Below are 19,897 nucleotides of genomic sequence, written 5' to 3' on the forward strand. Positions count from 1 at the left end.
TATGTCTTTTCAGGTAAAATAACGCCTTTCGTTTTACTTATCTCCTTACCCGCCATCATGATAGAAATCAAAAAACTCACCCTGCAACGCGGTTTGAAAGTCCTACTCGAGAAAGCCGATGCCGTAATCAACCCCGGCCAACGCGTTGGTTTAATCGGTAAAAACGGTACGGGAAAATCCAGCCTGTTTGCGCTGATAAAAGGTGAAATCACTCAAGATGGCGGCGAAATCCTGATTCCCAAAACATGGCGTCTAGCTTCCGTCTCTCAAGAAACGCCTGATTTAGATATTTCCGCTTTAGACTACGTTTTGCAAGGCGATGCCGAATTGCAGGCTTTTCAGACGGCCCTAGCACAAGCAGAAGCGCAAAACGACGGCATGAAGCAAGCCGAACATCATGCCAAATTGGAAGAAATCGATGCCTATACCGCTCCGGCACGCGCGGCGAAATTGTTGAGCGGCTTGGGTTTTGCACAAGAAGAACATATCCGCCCCGTCAAATCCTTCTCTGGCGGCTGGCGTATGCGTCTCAACCTTGCCCAAGCACTGATTTGCCGTGCCGATTTGCTGCTTTTGGACGAACCGACCAACCACTTGGATTTAGAAACCGTACTGTGGCTGGAAAACCATCTCGCCTCCCTGCCCTGTACGCAAATCATCATTTCCCATGACCGCGACTTCTTAAATGCCACCACCACGCACACCATCGAACTGTCACAACAAAAACTGACCCAATACGGCGGCAATTACGATTTCTATCAAGCGGAACGCGCCCAACGTCTGGCGCAACAACAAGCCGCCTACGTCAAACAGCAGGCGCAAATCAAACATCTGCAATCCTTTATCGACCGTTTCAAAGCCAAAGCCACAAAGGCCGTACAAGCCCAAAGCCGCATGAAGGCATTAGCCAAACTCGAGCGCATCGCCCCTGCGCATTTGGATAGCGAGTTTTCCTTTGAGTTTGCCAATCCGACTCATCTGCCCAATCCATTACTGAAACTCGACCATGCTGACTTGGGCTATGGCGACAAAACCGTTTTGCACGATATCACCTTGTCTCTGGAAAGCGGCGCACGTTACGGCCTGCTGGGTGTTAACGGCAGCGGCAAATCCACATTTATCAAAGTATTGGCAGGAAAAATCGATTTACTTTCCGGCAGCATCGTCCGCTCTGAAAAACTCAATATCGGCTATTTTGCCCAACACCAACTGGATACCTTACGTGCAGACCAAAGTCCGGTTTGGCATATCCAACAGCTTTCGCCCGAAGTCCGTGAACAGGAAATCCGCAACTTTTTAGGCGGTTTCAACTTTATTGGCGATATGGCGGTTCAAAAGACCGAGCCCTTTTCCGGCGGCGAAAAAGCGCGGCTTGCCCTTGCCATGATTATCTGGCAAAAGCCTAATCTGCTGCTGCTTGACGAGCCGACCAACCATTTGGACTTGGATATGCGCCACGCCCTGACACTTGCCCTGCAAAGTTTCCAAGGCGCATTGATTGTCGTATCGCACGACCGCAGCCTGCTTGAAGCGACTACCGACAGCTTCCTATTGATTGACAAAGGCCGTCTGAACAACTTCGACGGCGATTTGAACGACTACCGTCAATGGCGGTTGGCACAAGAAAACGCCGCAACAGCCCCCGCTGCATCTGCACAAAGCCAAAGCCGCAAGGACACCAAGCGTATCGAGGCACAAATCCGTCAGGAAAAAGCCAAACGCAGTAAACCGATTCAGCAGAAAATCGACAAAGCCGAAAAAGAAATCGCGCGTTTGACTGATATTCAGACGGCCTGTGAAGCATTTTTGGCACAAGAATCTGCTTATTCAGAAGAAAATAAACCCAAATTGCAAGAGACACTCGCACAATTAACAGAAACTAAAGTAAAATTAACGCAACTGGAAGAAAACTGGCTGCAATGGCAAGAAGAGCTTGAGCAAATCCAAGTTGATGTCGAAGCCGAGTTTTCCCAATAAAAATAGAGCCATCAGGCCGTCTGAAATAAAACACAATACGGAAAAACATGACTTCAATTATCAAACAAGCCGGATACTTCCTCGTATCCTCTTTCGTCTTGGGCATTTCTCTTCACGCAACCGCCGCAGTTTATTCCTGCGGCAACGGCAGCTATACCTCCGAGCCCAACTCCTCTTGCGCACATGCCCAATTGCCTAAAATCAGCGGCCATCAAGGCAGCGGTTATCATCTCAACATCCGCAGCCTCAATGCCTCTGATGAACGCGTCAATGCAAAACCCAAGAAAAAGAAGCGCACGGAAAAATCGGATAAACAAGAGAAAAAAGCCGACAAACCGAGCAAAAACAAAAACAGTGCAAAAGCCAAAAAACAGCAGCCCATGCCGTCTGAACAAGAATAAAATGCTCAACTGCAACGCATCAGCCCTACCTGAATCATGAAAAAATATCTGCTTACCCTATCCCTGCTGCCGCTTGCTGTTTTCAACAGCCAAGCCTATGCCGCAAAAATCTACACTTGTGAAATCAACGGCTCGATTGTCTATACCTCACGTCCAAGCGGCAACTGCCAAGCCGTCAACGATTTGCCGATTGTCGGCAAATACAGCAGCAGCCGATACGATGCCCCGGTCAGCGATGCGCCTACACTCAACGCGCCGACATCACAAACGGCTCCGGCAAAAAGCAAAAATACGGCGGCAAAATCCAACCATAAAGCAACGCCTAAACCTGCCCCTGTCCGCACCGCTTCTGAAGCGGCTCCTCCTCCGGTTCCCAAATCCTCCGGTGTCAACAGCCGCCGCTCTATTTTGGAAACTGAGTTATCCAATGAACGCGCGGCTTTGGCCGATGCCAAAAAGCAACTGAGCCAAGCGCGGACAGCCAAAGGCGGCAGCGTCAATCAACAGGCCATCAGTACGCTGCAAGGTGCGGTTTTGGATAGGGAGAAAAACATTCAAGCCCTCCAGCGCGAACTGGGCAGAATGTAAGTTCAAATCAATCAAAACATCAGGCCGTCTGAACAGGTGGAAACGAAATCCAAAATTTTCGTCACGCCATACAGACGGCCTGAATCCCATAATGATTACGCCCGTTTCAATTTCTCGTGTCTGGTAAATACGGTATAATTTGCCCTTTACGCACATTACCTCCGGTCTTTTCAGACGGCCTTTATCTCATGACTGCAAAATCTTCTAAAACCCAAACAAAAAAACGTGCTTCCACCAAACCGGCTACCAAACCGACCACACGCAAATCCGCCAAAACACAAACTCAAGCCGACAATAAAGTCTCCCAACGCCTGAAAGCCGCCAAAGAGCTGCAAAAAAACGAAGAAAAAAAAGCGCGCCCCGAACATGTCGTCAACTTGATTAATGATGCCTTATGGCTGTTTGGTTTGGTTATCACCATTTATCTGGCCATTTCCCTGGCCAGTTTCAGCATGGACGACCCTGCATGGTCGCGCAGCGTTCCCAAAAGCCATGATGTTGCCAACCTCGGCGGACTTTTTGGTTCCTATCTTTCCGATGTCGGGTATTATTTGTTCGGCCTGTCATTTTGGTGGTGGATCGTCGCCTCTTGCGTTTTCCTCTACAAAAACTTCCGCCCCATGAAAAAGCAGGAAAACCATAAGCCCTACAATCACGGCGTAGCCGCTTTGGCATTGTTCCTCCTGCTGGTGTGCAGCCCGATTATCGAGCACTTCCTGTTTGACAACGCATTGAGCGAATCCCTTCCCGTCGGTGCCGGCGGCTTGGTCGGCTTATTGGCCGGCTCAGGCTTGGCTTGGCTGCTGGGCAAATCAGGCAGCCTGTTGATTATGCTGGTGATGTTGCTGTTGTCCATTTCCCTGCTGGCTCAGGTGTCATGGTTGGAAGTCATGGCCAAATCCGGCAGCCATGTGGGCGGCCTGTTTGGCAGCTTGATGAAAAAATTGTCTCAATTCAAAAATAAAAAAGAAGACGTCAGCGCCGAAGCTTTGGAAACCCAAAATACGCGCCGCATGGTTAAAGAAGCCAAAACCATTACCGCTACTCCGGTTGCTCCGTTGGCCGGCAGCAGCAGCAACCGTAAAACCGTTGCCGTGTCCGTTGCACCGCCTCCTAAAATCCAAACTTCCCTGTTTGACGATACCGAACCTAAAAACAACGGCGAATACCACAAACCCAATATGAACCTGTTGCGTATGCCGTCTGAAGAACCGGTTGCCGTCAATCCGGATGAATTGCAACAGACTGCAGAATTGATTGAAACCAAACTGGCTGAATTCGGCATCGGCGTACAGGTTGTTTCCGCCACTTCCGGCCCCGTGATTACCCGTTACGAAATCGAACCGGCACAAGGTGTCAAAGGCAGCCAAATTGTCGCCCTGTCCAAAGATTTGGCACGCTCGATGTCCCTGCAAGCGGTACGCATTGTTGAGACCATTGCCGGTAAAAACACTATGGGGATTGAATTGCCCAATGAGAAACGCCAAGACGTCATGTTGAGCGAAATCCTCTCTTCGCCCGTGTTTACCGATGCCAAGTCCAAACTGACCGTTGCCTTGGGTAAAGATATTGCAGGTACGCCCGTTGTCGGCGACTTGGCAAAAATGCCGCATCTTTTGGTCGCAGGCATGACCGGATCGGGTAAATCTGTCGGCGTGAACGGCATGATTATGTCCATGCTCTTCAAAGCCACGCCCGACGAAGTCCGCTTCATTATGATTGACCCGAAAATGTTGGAATTGAGCATTTATGACGGCATTCCGCACCTGCTCTGCCCGGTTGTAACCGATATGCGCGAGGCAGGACAAGCGTTAAACTGGTGCGTTGCCGAAATGGAAAAACGCTATCGCCTGCTCTCACACGCCGGCGTGCGCAATCTGGACGGCTTCAACCAAAAAGTCGAACAAGCCAAAGCGGCAGGCAAGCCATTACTCAATCCGTTCAGCCTGAATCCCGATGATCCCGAGCCTCTGGAAAAACTGCCGTTGATTGTGGTCGTCATCGACGAGTTGGCAGACTTGATGATGACCGAACGCAAATCCGTCGAGCAGCAAATCGCACGCCTTGCCCAAAAAGCGCGTGCGGCAGGCATTCACATGATTGTCGCCACCCAACGTCCGAGTGTCGATGTGGTTACCGGTTTGATTAAAGCCAACATCCCGACACGCATGGCCTTTACCGTACAAAGCAAAATCGACAGCCGCACCATTCTTGACCAAATGGGTGCGGACGAATTGCTCAAATACGGCGACTCATTATTCCTGCAACCTGGCAGCGCAGAACCGACACGCCTGCAAGGTGCGTTTGTTTCCGATGATGAAGTGCATCAAGTCGTCAATTTCATCAAAGAACAAGCGCCGACCAATTATGTGGAAGGCTTGCTCAGCGGTGAAGCGGCCATCGAAACCACCAATATTGTCAATCCGAACGCCAACAGTGATGAACTGTTTGATCAAGCAGTTGCCTTCGTATTGGAAAGCCGGAAGACTTCCATCTCATCCCTGCAACGCCAATTGCGCATCGGCTACAACCGTGCCGCCAATTTAATAGATGCGCTTGAAAATGCCGGCGTGCTTTCTCCGGCAGATATCAACGGCAGCCGACGGATTCTGGCGCAAAAAGACCAGCTTTAAAAAACAATGTCAAAGCAAAAAGGCCGTCTGAAAAGAATTTCCCACTTTTCAGACGGCCTTTTTATGTTATTCGTGAAACATTGTGTTATACTAAGCAGCTAAATTTTGACCTTATGCATATTCCCGAAATCCTTCGGGGGATTAAGCAGAAGGATAACCGTTTAACACAACAAATTTAAGGGCTTACGATGAGCGTAACTGTTGAAACTTTAGAAAATCTGGAACGCAAAGTAGTATTGTCTCTGCCTTGGTCCAAAATCAACGCAGAAACTGAGAAAAAACTGAAACAAACCCAACGCCGTGCAAAAATTGACGGCTTCCGTCCGGGTAAAGCACCGTTCAAAATGATTGCCCAAATGTACGGCGCAAGCGCACAAAACGACGTTATCAACGAATTGGTACAACGCGAATTCTACGATGTTGCCGTTGCTCAAGAATTGAAAGTTGCCGGTTACCCACGCTTTGAAGCCGTTGAAGAACAAGACGATCAAGAGTCTTTCAAAGTTGCCGCTATTTTTGAAGTCTTCCCCGAAGTAACCATCGGCGACCTGTCTGCCCAAGAAGTAGAAAAAGTAACTGCAACCGTTGGCGATGCCGAAGTTGACCAAACCGTAGAAATCCTGCGTAAACAACGCACCCGTTTCAACCATGTTGACCGCGAAGCCCAAAACGGCGACCGCGTCATCATCGACTTCGAAGGCAAAATCGACGGCGAACCTTTCGCCGGCGGCGCGTCTAAAAACTACGCTTTCGTATTGGGCGCAGGCCAAATGCTGCCTGAATTCGAAGCCGGTGTTGTCGGCATGAAAGCCGGTGAAAGCAAAGACGTCACCGTAAACTTCCCTGAAGACTACCACGGTAAAGATGTTGCCGGTAAATCTGCCGTATTCACCATCACTCTGAACAACGTTTCTGAAGCTACTTTGCCTGAAGTTAACGCTGACTTTGCTAAAGCTCTGGGCATTGAAGACGGCGACGTTGCCAAAATGCGTGAAGAAGTGAAGAAAAATGTCGGCCGCGAAGTTGAACGCCGTATTGGTGAACAAACCAAAGAATCTGTCATGAACGCCCTGCTCAAAGCGACTGACTTGCAAGTTCCTGTTGCTTTGGTCAACGAAGAAGCGGCCCGCCTGGCAAACGAAATGAAACAAAACTTCGTTAACCAAGGTATGGCTGACGCTGCCAACTTGGATCTGCCTTTGGATATGTTCAAAGAACAAGCAGAACGCCGCGTTGCTTTGGGTCTGATTTTGGCTAAATTGGTTGAAGAAAACAAACTTGAGCCAACTGAAGACCAAATCAAAGCCGTTGTTGCCAACTTCGCTGAAAGCTACGAAGATCCTCAAGAAGTTATCGACTGGTACTACGCAGAGCCTTCCCGCCTGCAAGGCCCGACTTCTTTGGCAGTAGAAAGCAACGTTGTTGATTTCGTTCTGAGCAAAGCTAAAGTAACCGAAAAAGCGCTGTCTTTTGACGAAGTAATGGGCGCACAAGCTTAATTGCTCTAAGGCCGTCTGAAACAGACAATCAAAAGCACCGAAGCGCTTTAAATGGCTTTGGTGCTTTTCCATCATTAACAGGAGACAAAAATGTCCTTCGATTTCAATAACTACCTTGTCCCTACCGTTATCGAACAAAGCGGTCGCGGCGAGCGCGCATTCGACATCTACTCACGCCTTTTGAAAGAGCGCATCGTTTTCTTGGTCGGCCCGGTAACAGACGAATCTGCCAATCTGGTTGTCGCGCAACTGCTGTTTTTGGAAAGCGAAAACCCTGATAAAGATATCTTCTTCTATATCAACTCTCCGGGTGGTTCGGTTACTGCCGGTATGTCGATTTACGACACCATGAACTTCATCAAGCCTCATGTTTCTACCTTATGCTTGGGCCAAGCGGCAAGCATGGGCGCATTCCTGTTGTCCGCAGGCGAAAAAGGCAAACGCTTTGCCCTGCCAAACAGCCGCATCATGATTCACCAACCGCTCATCAGCGGCGGCTTGGCCGGTCAGGCTTCCGATATTGAAATTCATGCTAAAGAGTTGCTGAAAATCAAAGAAAAACTGAACCGCTTGCTTGCCAAACATTGTGATCGCGATTTGGCCGATTTGGAACGCGATACCGACCGCGACAACTATATGTCTGCCGATGAAGCCAAAGAATACGGTTTGATTGACCAAGTTTTGGAAAACCGCGAATCTCTGCAAGCCTAATCTTTATCGGTTTAAATCAAAGGCCGTCTGAACGTATATATTCAGACGGCCTTTTTTCAATCCTACTTCGTATTGTCTTTATTATTCATTTGAACCGGATACAGTAAAATTAAAGGGTTGGCTTTTACTTGGTTCCAAAAGCTTTTCAGCAGATTGCGTATACTGCCCAAACGCGTACCGCGGGAACGGAGCGCAACAGCCAAAGCCAAAGAAAAGCTGACCACTAAATTTACCATACCGATTGCCAATACGCTTGCCAAGCCGAGTATAAACGTGAATACATCTGCATGGCCGCTGATCGCGGCATAACCCAAGTTTGCCGAAGAAAACGCCACATGTCGAATATCCAGCGGCAAGCCGAAAAGATGGCCAAAATAGCCTGTCATGCCTAAAAGCATACCGAAAATAAAATTACCCATAAGCGAACCATAATGCTTATGAATATAAGCAGCCAACCGACGGCGCGGCTCCGGAGGCATGATTTTTCGTAAAAACGGATTAAACGGCAAGCGCTGACGCAGGTTCAGATAATCGGAACGGTTGTCAAAAAAGCCGGCAATAATACCCGAACAAAACAACCATACGCCGGCAATAGCGGCATACCATAAGGTCGGCTGGGTAAAAATCTCAATGGATTTGAACTGATAGGCCGTAACTGCCTCATTCAGCAAGGGCTGACCATGCGTATGGGCATAGCCAAAAGCAATCCCTGCCGCCAACAATACCGCAATCGATACATTGCCAAACACGGCGACACTTTGCGAACGGCACACGTCAATCAGCAGTTTAGCCAATTTATTGTCCACCGCTTTGCTGCCTTCATTCGAGTCCACCTGTTCGGCAAAGCTCGCTGCCGTCATGGCAGGCTGCTTGGTTGCAACAGTGCAATGCAGCATATGAATCAGCATAAAGCCCAAACCATAATTGAGCCCGGCCAAGAATGCAGTAGTAAATTCGCCGAACCCCAAAGACGCAATATGGATTTTATTCAATGCCATCAAAGCAATAATTACGCCGCCGCCTGCTGCGGAATAAAACATTTTGAAATATTCGCTACGGTTGCGCGTAATGTAATGCTCGCCATGATGACTTTTGTTTTCCGTAATACTGCGTGCCAGCATTCGGATACTGCTTTTACGCAAGTGGCTGGTGCTGTATTGCTCCACCGCCGCATAAATCATCGCATTCATCAGATTGACGGTTAAGCGGGTGCGGCTGCCGGTTTCAATTTGAATATTGGTCAACAGTTTCAGACGGTCTATGGTTTGTTGCAGGCGTTCGAGCAAGTGGGCAACTTTTACTGACGAACCAGACCCTGCTCCCGTACCGCGACGGCGCAAATAGTCAATTTGCTTTTCACACTGGTCAAACATAACCTCCAAGTGCGCCGTATCATAAGTTTCTTCACTATGGCGATAATGTTCCACCATCTTCGCAACTTCGCGCTGTAAAGCGACAAATGCAGAATCCGCTTCCAACAAACGGGGGGCAATCCGTATTAAATCCGGCTCAATCGCTTCGGAAGCAATCCAGATAGACAACATTTCTACCGCACGCAAACGTGCATCTGTCAATTGTCGGCTGGCCGTCTGGAGCAAAGCGGGATCCGCCTTAGCCAACAACAATTCATACATGCCCAGCCATTGTCGTAAACTCAGTGTTTGCAACCATTTATCATCGTTTTCAGAATGAAAAAGATATAAAAATACTTCGCGCAAGTTAGAAAAATCTTTATAAGACGGGCTGAACCGCTCATAAATCCGTATGCCCATTTCCCGGGTAAAACTATGGCGCGAGAAAATACCCAGCTTAATCAGCGCAGGATAAATATGAACTTTAGACAGCCAAGTATAAAAGCGCAGGCTGAATTGACGACATAAAGCATCGTCTTGTTTTAACGTAGATAAAATCAAATCAAAACGTTCGGAAGCCTTCTTTTTGCCTCCTCGGCGCAAAAATTTGATTAAGGCATTGAGGATAAGAACAAAGTCGGTATCGTTTAAGCGTTCCGACAAAATAATGTGAAGATTTTGATTAGTCAGTTTTTGCATTGTAGTATTATTACATTAAATTAGGTATTTAGCAAGAACCTTGGTAAACAAGTCGGATTATAGCGCATTCTTTATCAAACTAAGGCATAAGATTTTGATCAATTTCCCTAAAATTCAAAGGATAATCAAATTACATAATAATTATATAATATGAATCAATAATCAAGAAAGGCCGTCTGAATTCTTTCAGACGGCCTGTTACAACAAAATACTACATTAATTTAATCCTATGCAAACAAGAGTTTGCCACCCTCTTCTTTAACATGGATTGTGCTATCGGGCGCATATTTGCCTTCAAGCAAGGCTTTTGCCAGCGGGTTTTCGATTTCCGACTGGATGGCGCGTTTGAGCGGACGGGCACCATACACAGGGTCGAAACCGGCTTTGGCAATCAGATCCAAGGCAGCATCATCGACTTTCAGATGCAGATGTTGCGCTTCCAAACGTTTTTCCAAACCTTTAAGCTGGATTTTCGCAATGCTGCGGATATTGGCCTGATCCAAACCGTGGAACACGACGACTTCGTCAATACGGTTGATCATTTCAGGACGGAAATGTTCTTTCACATCCTCCATCACAACTTCTTTTACTGCTTCGTAGTCTTGAGTACCCATTTGTTGGATATGTTGGCTACCGATATTGGAAGTCATGACGATAACAGTATTTTTAAAGTCCACAGTTCGGCCTTGTCCATCGGTCAAACGGCCGTCATCCAAAACTTGCAGCAAGATATTGAACACGTCTGGATGGGCTTTTTCCACTTCGTCCAAAAGAATTACGCTGTATGGTTTGCGGCGGACTTGTTCGGTCAGGTAACCGCCTTCTTCGTAGCCGACATAGCCCGGAGGCGCGCCGATTAAGCGGGCAACAGCATGTTTTTCCATGTATTCGGACATGTCGATACGGATGAGGTGGTCTTCGCTGTCGAACAGGAAGCCTGCCAAGGCTTTGCACAACTCGGTTTTACCCACGCCGGTCGGGCCTAAGAACAGGAAGCTGCCGTAAGGTTTGTTCGGATCGGCAAGACCGGAGCGGCTGCGGCGGATGGCGTCGGACACGGCGCGCACGGCTTCGTCTTGGCCGACCACACGGCGGTGCAATACTTCTTCCATTTTCAGCAGCTTGTCGCGTTCGCCTTCCATCATTTTGGACACAGGGATACCGGTCATGCGCGATACGATTTCGGCTACTTCGTCCGCGCCAACTTCGGTGCGGAAGAGTTTGTTTTGTTTTTTGCCCTCAGGATTGCTTTCTGCTGCTTGCAATTGCGCACCCAATTTAGGCAACTCGCCGTATTCGAGTTCGGACGCGCGGGCAAAATCGCCTTGACGTTTGGCCTGTTCGATTTTGACTTTGATGTCGTCCATCTGTTTCTTAATGTCGGCGGTGCTGGAAGACGCGGCTTTTTCGGCTTTCCAGATTTCGTCCAAATCGGCGTATTCTTTTTGCAGACCGTCGATTTCTTCGTCTATCAACTCCAAACGTTTTTTGCTGGCCTCGTCGCTTTCTTTGGCAACGTGCATTTTTTCCATTTTGAGCTGGATGATGCGGCGGTCAAGTTTATCCATCTGCTCGGGTTTGCTGTCCAGCTCCATTTTGATGCGGCTGGCGGCTTCGTCAATCAAATCAATCGCCTTGTCAGGCAGGAAGCGGTCGGTAATGTAACGGTCGCTCAACTCCGCTGCGGCAACGATGGCAGGGTCGGTGATGTCGATGCCGTGGTGGATTTCATAACGCTCTTGCAAACCGCGCAAAATAGCGATGGTATCTTCCACACTTGGCTCACCAACCAATACTTTTTGGAAGCGGCGTTCGAGTGCTGCGTCTTTTTCGATGTATTGGCGGTATTCGTCCAAGGTGGTCGCGCCGATGCAGTGCAGTTCGCCGCGCGCCAAAGCCGGTTTCAGCATATTACCCGCATCCATCGCTCCGTCGGTTTTACCCGCGCCGACCAAAGTATGGATTTCGTCGATGAAAATCAGGGTGTTGCCGTCGTCTTTCGCCAAATCATTCAACACGCCTTTCAAGCGTTCTTCAAATTCGCCGCGGTATTTCGCACCGGCAATCAATGCCGCCAAATCCAAAACCAGCAGGCGTTTGTTGCGCAGGGATTCGGGCACTTCGCCGTTAACAATACGTTGCGCCAAGCCTTCAACAATAGCGGTTTTACCCACACCAGGCTCACCAATCAGCACAGGGTTGTTTTTGGTGCGGCGTTGCAGCACTTGAATCGCACGGCGGATTTCATCATCACGGCCGATAACAGGGTCGAGCTTACCGTCACGGGCGCGTTGAGTCAGGTCGAGTGTGTATTTTTTCAAAGCATCGCGTTGGTCTTCAGCATTGGCATCGTTCACGTTTTGTCCTCCTCGTACCGCATCGATTGCGGCATTTATGTTTTGTTCGGTTGCACCGGCATCTTTCAAAATTTTGCCGGTAGCGTCATTCTGCTGCACCAAAGCCAACAGGAAAAGTTCGCTGGCGATATAGGCATCGCCACGTTTGGTCGCAGCCTTGTCCATCAGGTTTAATACAGCTTGCAATTCGCGGCTGGGCATAATATCGCCACCCTGGCCGGATACTTTCGGCAGGCTGTTTAAATGCTGCTGCAAACGCTGTTTGACTTGAGGCACATTCACGCCCGCATGGGCCAGTAACGCAGCAGCTCCGCTGTTTTGATCATCAAGCAATGCTTTTAAGATAAAGCCGGCCTCGAGATAGCTGCTGTCCGCAGCCAAAGCCAGGCTTTGACCTTCTTGCAGAGCTTGCTGAAATTTAGCAGTCAATTTATCAAATCTCATTTTACGTTCCTCTACAAATATATTTCCGTTGAATCCTATATAAGCGCAAATGTGGATAACTCAAGAGTTATTTTTTCATTAAATAGTAAATTTAATTTATGTTATTGTTTTATATTGATTTATTTTTATGATTTTATGTGTATAACTTTTCTTTTCCAGTTGTCCCATACGTAAAAGGCCGTCTGAAAAATCAAGAAGAATCAGGTATAATCGGCAACATATTAATTTTCAGACGGCCTTTGCGCCGAAGGATACTTTCATGAGCAAAAAACGAGTTTTAACAGGCGTTACCACAACAGGCATTCCTCACTTGGGCAACTACGTCGGCGCCATCCGCCCGGCTATCCGTGCTGCGCAGGATGCCAATACCGAATCATTCCTCTTTTTGGCCGACTATCACGGCATCATTAAATGTCATGAGCCGGAAATGATTCATCAATCTACTCAAGCTGTTGCCGCCACATGGCTCGCCTGCGGACTCAATCCGGAACAGACCACTTTCTACCGTCAAAGCGATATTCCTGAAGTAATGGAATTGAACTGGATTCTGACCTGTATTACTGCAAAGGGTCTGATGAACCGCGCACACGCTTACAAAGCCGCAGTACAGGCAAATACCGAAAACGATCAGGAAGATCCGGATCATGGCGTGGAAATGGGCCTATACAGCTACCCTATCCTCATGACTGCCGACATCCTTATGTTCAATGCCCATGAAGTACCTGTCGGTCGCGACCAAATCCAACACGTCGAAATGGCGCGCGATATTGCCGGACGCTTCAATCATCGCTTCCAAGAGCTCTTTACCCTGCCCGAAGTAAAAATCGATGAAAATGTCGAACTTTTGGTCGGCCTGGACGGACGTAAAATGTCCAAATCCTACGGCAATACCATTCCGCTTTGGGAAAACGACAAGAAAACCCAAAAATCGGTCAACAAGATCATCACCAACATGAAAGAGCCCGGCGAACCGAAACAGCCTGATGAAAGTCCTCTGTTTGAAATCTACAAAGCCTTCTCTACGCCGTCTGAAACTGCCGAGTTCACACAAATGCTGGCCAAAGGCCTTGCTTGGGGCGAAGCCAAGAAACTCTTGGGCACAAAAATCAATGCCGAACTCGCAGAACCGCGCGAGCGTTACAATGAGTTGACAGCCAAACCCTCTCAAATTGAAGATATTTTGCAGGCCGGCGCACAAAAAGCGCGTAAAGAAGCACGCGAATTGTTGGATAAAGTCCGCGATGCAGTAGGTATTCGTCCGTTGAAATAATAGCAAGGCCGTCTGAAAATTTCAGACGGCCATCATCTCGCTATTTTTTAAAATATCACTATTTTTCAGGGTTTCTCATATGAAAAAAACCTTCCCTCTTATCCTACTTAGCCTTTTATTGGCCGCCTGCGGCGGCAAGTCTGAAGATACTGCCGCCAATGATGCTGCTTCAGGCAAAGCGCCTAAACCTACCTTCAAAGTCAAATACATCGATGAACAAGCCATATCCGGTTTGGATTTGGGTACAGCTCAAGAAGGCGAAACTAAAGAAGGTAAAAAACAACGCACCTATCCGATTAACGGCATAGAGGGCGGCGTTATCAATCTGATTGGCAAGCACCCTAACGACTTAGAAGTCATCAACGGCCAATGCATGGAAAAAAATGAAAAAGGCGTTTCAGCCGGCTGGTCAACCAACGGCGTCTGCCACACTGCCTTTGCAAAAATGGTGGACAATATTGCCCAAGACGGCGGCAAACTGACCGACTATCTGATTTCACACGCTGCTTTACAGCCTTATACCGAAGGCAAAAGCGGTTATGCCGCCGTCCAAAACGGCCGCTATATTTTAGAAATTGACAGCGAAGGCATGTTCTATTTCCGTCGCCGTCATTACTAAAATCCTGCCCATCCTATTTTACCCCTGATATAAGGACTGAATCATGGCTCAAGTTACTTTCCAAGGCTCTCCTATTTCTACAAACGGCAATTTGCCCGCTATCGGCCAAGTTACACCTGATTTCACATTGGTAGCAGCAGACCTATCTGAGAAATCATTGGCTGACTTTGCAGGCAAACGCAAAGTGCTGAATATTTTCCCTAGCATTGACACCGGCGTATGTGCCCAGTCCGTCCGCACTTTCAACAAACGTGCCTCGTCTTTGGACAATACCGTCGTCTTGTGCATTTCTGCCGATTTACCGTTTGCACAAGCCCGCTTCTGCGGTGCAGAAGGTTTGGAAAACGTAGTGACACTTTCTACATTCCGCAGCAGCTTTTCTAACGATTACGGTGTTACACTGACAGGAAGCCCATTACGCGGCCTGACTGCCCGCGCAGTGGTGGTTTTGAACGAGCAAAACCAAGTTCTCCACGCTGAGCTGGTTTCTGAAATTGCGAATGAACCTGACTACGAAGCTGCTTTAGCTGTTTTGTAATTAACCAAATAAAATCAGGCCGTCTAAAATTTTTCAGACAGCCTTTAACTTATCCTGAAATAAAAACGGTAGCTTAAAAGCTACCGTTTTCTGTTTCAGACCTTATACAGATTTATCTGTTTTGTCTGCTTCTACTGACTCAGTCTGAACCTCATTTTGCTCAACAGGTTTGGCAGCTTCAGCAACAGGCGCTTCAGGCTCTTCTACTTTGTCATCACGGACATTGTGGCTGTAATCTTTAGGCGGGCTAGGCTGTTTACCGGCCATAATTTCCAAAACTTGGTCTCGATCGATGGTTTCCCAATCCATCAGCGCTTTGCACATGGTTTCCATCTTATCGCGATTTTCATCCAAGATTTTGTAAGCCACTTGGTATTGCTCATCCAAAATACGGCGGATTTCCGCATCGATATCTTGTTGGGTTTTCTCGGAAATATTTTGAGAACGGGTTACACTGCGACCCAAGAACACTTCACCTTCATTCTCAGCATAAACCATCACCCCCATTTTGTCGCTCATACCATAACGCGTTACCATCTCGCGTGCCATTTGAGTTGCACGCTCAAAGTCATTAGAGGCACCGGTAGAGATACGGCCGACAAAAATATCTTCAGCAATACGGCCACCGAACAAGATTGAGATCTGGCTCAACATTTGGTCTTTGTACATACTGATGCGGTCACGCTCAGGCAGCTGCCAAGTCAAACCTAAGGCACGGCCGCGCGGCATAATGGTTACCTTGTGAACCGGATCGGTAAACGGCAGGCTTTCCGCTACGATTGCATGGCCTGCCTCATGATAGGCTGTCGCACGTTTTTCATCTTCATGCATCACCATGCTACGGCGTTCAGGACCCATATAGATTTTGTCTTTCGCATCTTCAAAGTCGCTTTGATCGACTTTAACTTTATTGCGACGACCGGCAAACAAAGCAGCTTCATTGACCAAGTTTGCCAAATCCGCACCTGAAAAACCAGGTGTACCACGAGCCAAAGAAGTCAAATCTACAGATGCATCCAAAGGCACTTTTTTAGCGTGAACTTTCAAGATTTGCTCACGGCCACGAATATCAGGCAACGGAACAACGACTTGACGGTCAAAACGGCCCGGACGCTGCAACGCAGGGTCAAGTACATCAGGACGGTTGGTTGCTGCAATCACAATAACGGTTTGATTACTTTCAAAACCATCCATTTCAACCAACAATTGGTTCAATGTTTGCTCACGCTCATCATTGCCACCGCCCAAACCGGCACCGCGCTGACGGCCGACCGCATCAATTTCATCGATAAAGATGATACATGGTGCGTTTTTCTTGGCCTGCTCGAACATATCGCGGACACGGCTCGCACCGACACCGACAAACATTTCTACGAAGTCAGAACCTGAAATACTGAAGAATGGCACACCTGCCTCACCGGCAATCGCTTTGGCCAGCAATGTTTTACCCGTACCGGGGCTGCCTGCCAACAAAATACCACGCGGCACACGACCGCCTAAGCTTTGATAACGATTGGGGGCTTTTAAATAATCTACGATTTCTTGTACTTCTTCTTTTGCCTCATCACAACCGGCAACATCGGCAAAAGTCACTTTATTGGAATCTTTATCCAACAAACGCGCACGGCTTTTACCAAAAGAGAAGGCACCGCCTTTACCGCCACCGCCACTTTGCATGCGCATGAAGTAGAACCATGCACCAATCAACAACAAAACAGGCAGCAGGCTGTAAAACAGACTGGCCAACATGCTTGGTTTTTCTTCCGGAGTTACTTTGACGCGTACTTTGTTGTCCAACAGTGTTTTAACTAAGTTGTCATCCAAAGGCGCATTGGTATAGAAGGCAGTTTTATCGGTGCGCTCACCTTTAATCAGATAGCCGCTGAAAACAGATCCTTCAATATTGACATTGGATACTTCGCCACTATTAACTTGCTGAATAAATTGAGAATATTCGATTTGCTGTTTATCTTCCTGCTTATCGCTGAGCGCATTGAATGCTGCTAAAAGCATAGCACCACCCACTACCCAGACTAATATGTTTTTAATGGTATTCCCCACTGAACAGGCTCCATGGTTACAAAATAAATAAAATCAAGGGAAAGAATTTTAAAGCACCCACCCTACATTGTCAGCGTTTATTTTTGCCTAATAGGTAAATCTCACTGGAACGATTGCGGGAAGCATCCGGCTTTCGAGTTTGCACACTGGCAAAAATTTCGCGCATTGCCGCCGTATATTCCTGATAGCCCGCGCCTTGAAACACCTTCACCAAAAAACTGCCTCCGGGTTTCAAATGCTGCGAGGCAAAATCCAAAGCCAGTTCACACAGGTAAAAACTGCGTGCCTGGTCTGTTACAGCATTGCCTGACATATTGGGTGCCATATCACAGATTACAAGGTCTAACGGGCGATTATCCAATAAGGCTTCAAACTGCTCCAAAACAGCATCTTCCCTAAAGTCTCCCTGAATAAACGACACACCATCAATCGCATCCATCGGTAAAATATCCAAAGCAAACACCGCCCCTGTTTTACCGACCAGCTTGGCTGCCACCTGCGACCAACTACCCGGCGCACTACCCAAATCCGCCAAGACCGTACCCGGCTTGATCAATTTATCTTTCTGATTGATTTCTAATAATTTATAAGCCGCTCGGGCACGATATCCATCCTTTTGTGCCATATGGACATAATGATCGTTGACATGCTCATGCAGCCATGCTTTTGAAGATTTTGAGCGTACAGCCATCTTGGTTTGAAATGCTTAAGTTAAAAACCAGTATTGTACGTTATTTCCCCCGTAAATGTTCTAAATCGCGTACAATATAGCCATTATTCTTTTTAATTGGATACTTATCAAAATGAGCGACAACAAACTAAGCACCAAAGAAATTTTGGCCTTGAAAGCCCAAGCACACCACCTCCATCCCGTTGTTATGGTTGGCCAACAAGGTTTGACTGACTCTGTCATTAAAGAAACCGACGCCGCATTGACAGCACACGAATTGATTAAAGTCCGCGTTTTTGGCGATGACCGTGCAGAACGTATTGAAATTTGCAATGCCCTGTGTGAGACACTGGGTGCCCAACTGGTTCAACACATTGGTAAATTACTTGTTTTATGGCGTAAAAAACCGGACGAAGAGTAATTCGAACTGAACAAACAGCAGAAGTATTTTCTCAACCCACTTTATTCCATCTTCTGTTGTATTTATGCAGCATAAAACAATTTATTCCATCATTCTAAGTATAAAAATACAAATACGGTTGCCTGTTTTTGTAAATAACCCCAAAATTACAAAATCATAACGGCCGCACCCTGTCGGCCGATTATTTTATCCTTGAATCCTTCATAAATATAAAAAACGATGAATGCTCAACAATATGAAGAATCTTTTCTTCTGGCAAAAAAATTAATTACTCAAGACCCGCCTGACTTTGCGCAAGCTATTCCATTGCTCTGCGAGGCAGCAGAGGCAGGACATATCGAGGCTGCATTTCAGCTGGCAGGATGCCTGTTCGAAAACCACGAAAACGAACAAGATTTGGCAATTGCAGTTGAATATTTAAAACAAGCGGCAAGAGCCGGTCATCCCTATGCCCGCTACAATCTTCTCCAATTACAAGAAAATAACGGTGCAGAAGTAGAAACGCTTATTTCAGCCTATCAAGAACTTGCCGAAGAAGACTTGGTCCCGGCCCAGCTACGCCTGATGCGTTTATATGCGGATAGTGGCAATGAACAGCAAGCAGTCAAATGGGCATTGAAAGCTGCCGAGCAACAAAACCCTCAGGCGCAATATTTCTTAGCCCAACACTACCAATACTCAAGCACCCCCGATTTAGAATATTCCCATAAACTCTACCAGCAATCTGCCGCACAGGGGTTTATTGCTGCACACTGGCAACTTGGTCTTCAATATAAATTGGGGCAAGGTGTCGCACAAAATCCTGAAAAAGCAATCGAACATTTACGCATTGCCGCCAATTACGATATTGTTCCGGCTCAAACTTCTCTTGCAGAACTCTTATCGGCCTCAAACCCTGCCGAGGCATTAGAATGGTTTGAAAAAGCGGCAGGACAAGGAGACAACAATGCGCATGTAGCGCTTGCCGAAATCTATCTTTTGGGAAAAAACACCGAACGAGACCCTCAAAAGGCCTATCAACATGCTAAGTCTGCCGCAGATCAAAATGATCCGGAAGGCTTGCGCCTTTTGGGAGATATCCATCGCTACGGATTGGGACGAGCAGTTGATGCAGACACCGCCCGTCAGTATTATCAACGCGCAGCCGACTTAGGCAATCTTGTCGCTTACCAAAAACTTCTATCTGACAGCGCGTTGAATAACCAGCAAAACTACGAGCTGACCAAAGAAATCGCCCTCCAACGCCAAGAGGCCGAGCGCCTATACAAATTAGCATTCGCGGCCCACTATGGTTTAAAACGCCAACAAAATTATGCTGAAGCACTGGAGCTATACCTTCAGTCTGCAGAACGAGGACACAGCAAATCACAAACCAATCTTGGCATGATGTATTACAGCGGACAAGGCGTACCTGTCGATTATGCCCAAGCGGCGAAATGGTTTGAAGCGGCAGCCAAACAAAGGGATACAATGGCTCAATATAATCTTGCCTGCCTGTATTACCACGGCCTGGGTGTAGAGAAAGACATCAATAACGCATGCTTTTGGCTGCAAGAAGCCATCCAACATGGACATGAGCAGCAAGATGTTCTCAAAGAGCTTTTAGCTCAATGGAAGCAATTTGCTCAAAAATCCTCTGCAGTTTAAAGGCCGTCTG

General features: G+C 47.5%; 15 protein-coding genes. 11 read left to right on the top strand and 4 right to left on the bottom strand.

What is annotated here, in order from left to right:
• Positions 1 to 57 precede the first annotated feature (57 nt).
• From HMPREF2596_RS06920 to clpP, 6 genes are all read left to right on the top strand, one after another.
• On the top strand, positions 58 to 1,977 hold the full coding sequence (locus tag HMPREF2596_RS06920) for an ATP-binding cassette domain-containing protein (protein ID WP_070850488.1): 1,920 nt from the start codon (positions 58 to 60) through the stop codon (positions 1,975 to 1,977).
• A gap of 47 nt (positions 1,978 to 2,024) precedes the next feature.
• Positions 2,025 to 2,378 carry a nucleolar protein gene (locus HMPREF2596_RS06925; RefSeq protein WP_070850490.1) on the top strand — a complete coding sequence of 118 codons (354 nt, stop codon included), beginning with the start codon at positions 2,025 to 2,027 and terminating at the stop codon, positions 2,376 to 2,378.
• A gap of 36 nt (positions 2,379 to 2,414) precedes the next feature.
• On the top strand, positions 2,415 to 2,966 hold the full coding sequence (locus HMPREF2596_RS06930; protein ID WP_070850491.1) for a hypothetical protein: 552 nt from the start codon (positions 2,415 to 2,417) through the stop codon (positions 2,964 to 2,966).
• Between the two features lie 188 nt (positions 2,967 to 3,154).
• A complete protein-coding gene (locus tag HMPREF2596_RS06935) occupies positions 3,155 to 5,599 on the top strand; it encodes a DNA translocase FtsK (protein WP_070850493.1) in 2,445 nt (814 codons plus the stop codon).
• A gap of 188 nt (positions 5,600 to 5,787) precedes the next feature.
• A complete protein-coding gene (gene tig / locus HMPREF2596_RS06940; RefSeq protein ID WP_070837884.1) occupies positions 5,788 to 7,098 on the top strand; it encodes a trigger factor in 1,311 nt (436 codons plus the stop codon).
• A gap of 90 nt (positions 7,099 to 7,188) precedes the next feature.
• Positions 7,189 to 7,809: an ATP-dependent Clp endopeptidase proteolytic subunit ClpP gene (clpP, locus tag HMPREF2596_RS06945; RefSeq protein WP_049349799.1), complete on the top strand. Its 621-nt coding sequence runs from the start codon at positions 7,189 to 7,191 to the stop codon at positions 7,807 to 7,809.
• 62 nt (positions 7,810 to 7,871) lie between these two features.
• Here clpP and HMPREF2596_RS06950 read toward each other — a convergent pair whose 3' ends face one another.
• Together HMPREF2596_RS06950 and clpB are read right to left on the bottom strand one after the other, a co-directional pair.
• Positions 7,872 to 9,860 carry a site-specific recombinase gene (locus tag HMPREF2596_RS06950; protein WP_070850495.1) on the bottom strand — a complete coding sequence of 663 codons (1,989 nt, stop codon included), beginning with the start codon at positions 9,858 to 9,860 and terminating at the stop codon, positions 7,872 to 7,874.
• A 227-nt stretch (positions 9,861 to 10,087) separates the two neighbouring features.
• Positions 10,088 to 12,661: an ATP-dependent chaperone ClpB gene (gene clpB / locus HMPREF2596_RS06955; protein ID WP_049349802.1), complete on the bottom strand. Its 2,574-nt coding sequence runs from the start codon at positions 12,659 to 12,661 to the stop codon at positions 10,088 to 10,090.
• 259 nt (positions 12,662 to 12,920) lie between these two features.
• Here clpB and trpS point away from each other — a divergent pair, with 259 nt between their 5' ends.
• From trpS to tpx, 3 genes are all read left to right on the top strand, one after another.
• Positions 12,921 to 13,931, top strand: coding sequence for a tryptophan--tRNA ligase (gene trpS, locus HMPREF2596_RS06960; protein ID WP_070850497.1), 1,011 nt, complete (start codon positions 12,921 to 12,923; stop codon positions 13,929 to 13,931).
• Positions 13,932 to 14,010: 79 nt separating this feature from the next.
• Complete coding sequence (locus tag HMPREF2596_RS06965) at positions 14,011 to 14,550, top strand: hypothetical protein (RefSeq protein ID WP_070850499.1); 540 nt, start codon at positions 14,011 to 14,013, stop codon at positions 14,548 to 14,550.
• Between the two features lie 43 nt (positions 14,551 to 14,593).
• A complete protein-coding gene (tpx, locus tag HMPREF2596_RS06970) occupies positions 14,594 to 15,088 on the top strand; it encodes a thiol peroxidase (RefSeq protein WP_070850501.1) in 495 nt (164 codons plus the stop codon).
• 102 nt (positions 15,089 to 15,190) lie between these two features.
• Here tpx and ftsH read toward each other — a convergent pair whose 3' ends face one another.
• Together ftsH and rlmE are read right to left on the bottom strand one after the other, a co-directional pair.
• Complete coding sequence (gene ftsH / locus HMPREF2596_RS06975; protein ID WP_070850503.1) at positions 15,191 to 17,149, bottom strand: ATP-dependent zinc metalloprotease FtsH; 1,959 nt, start codon at positions 17,147 to 17,149, stop codon at positions 15,191 to 15,193.
• 70 nt (positions 17,150 to 17,219) lie between these two features.
• Positions 17,220 to 17,840: a 23S rRNA (uridine(2552)-2'-O)-methyltransferase RlmE gene (gene rlmE / locus HMPREF2596_RS06980; RefSeq protein ID WP_049323206.1), complete on the bottom strand. Its 621-nt coding sequence runs from the start codon at positions 17,838 to 17,840 to the stop codon at positions 17,220 to 17,222.
• Between the two features lie 112 nt (positions 17,841 to 17,952).
• Between rlmE and yhbY the strand changes: the two genes are divergently transcribed.
• On the top strand, positions 17,953 to 18,240 hold the full coding sequence (yhbY, locus tag HMPREF2596_RS06985; protein ID WP_049323205.1) for a ribosome assembly RNA-binding protein YhbY: 288 nt from the start codon (positions 17,953 to 17,955) through the stop codon (positions 18,238 to 18,240).
• A gap of 219 nt (positions 18,241 to 18,459) precedes the next feature.
• Positions 18,460 to 19,887, top strand: coding sequence for a tetratricopeptide repeat protein (locus HMPREF2596_RS06990; RefSeq protein WP_070850505.1), 1,428 nt, complete (start codon positions 18,460 to 18,462; stop codon positions 19,885 to 19,887).
• The last annotated feature ends 10 nt before the right edge of the window (positions 19,888 to 19,897 follow it).

Source organism: Neisseria sp. HMSC078C12 (genome assembly GCF_001838065.1).
In the GTDB taxonomy this organism is placed as follows: domain Bacteria; phylum Pseudomonadota; class Gammaproteobacteria; order Burkholderiales; family Neisseriaceae; genus Neisseria.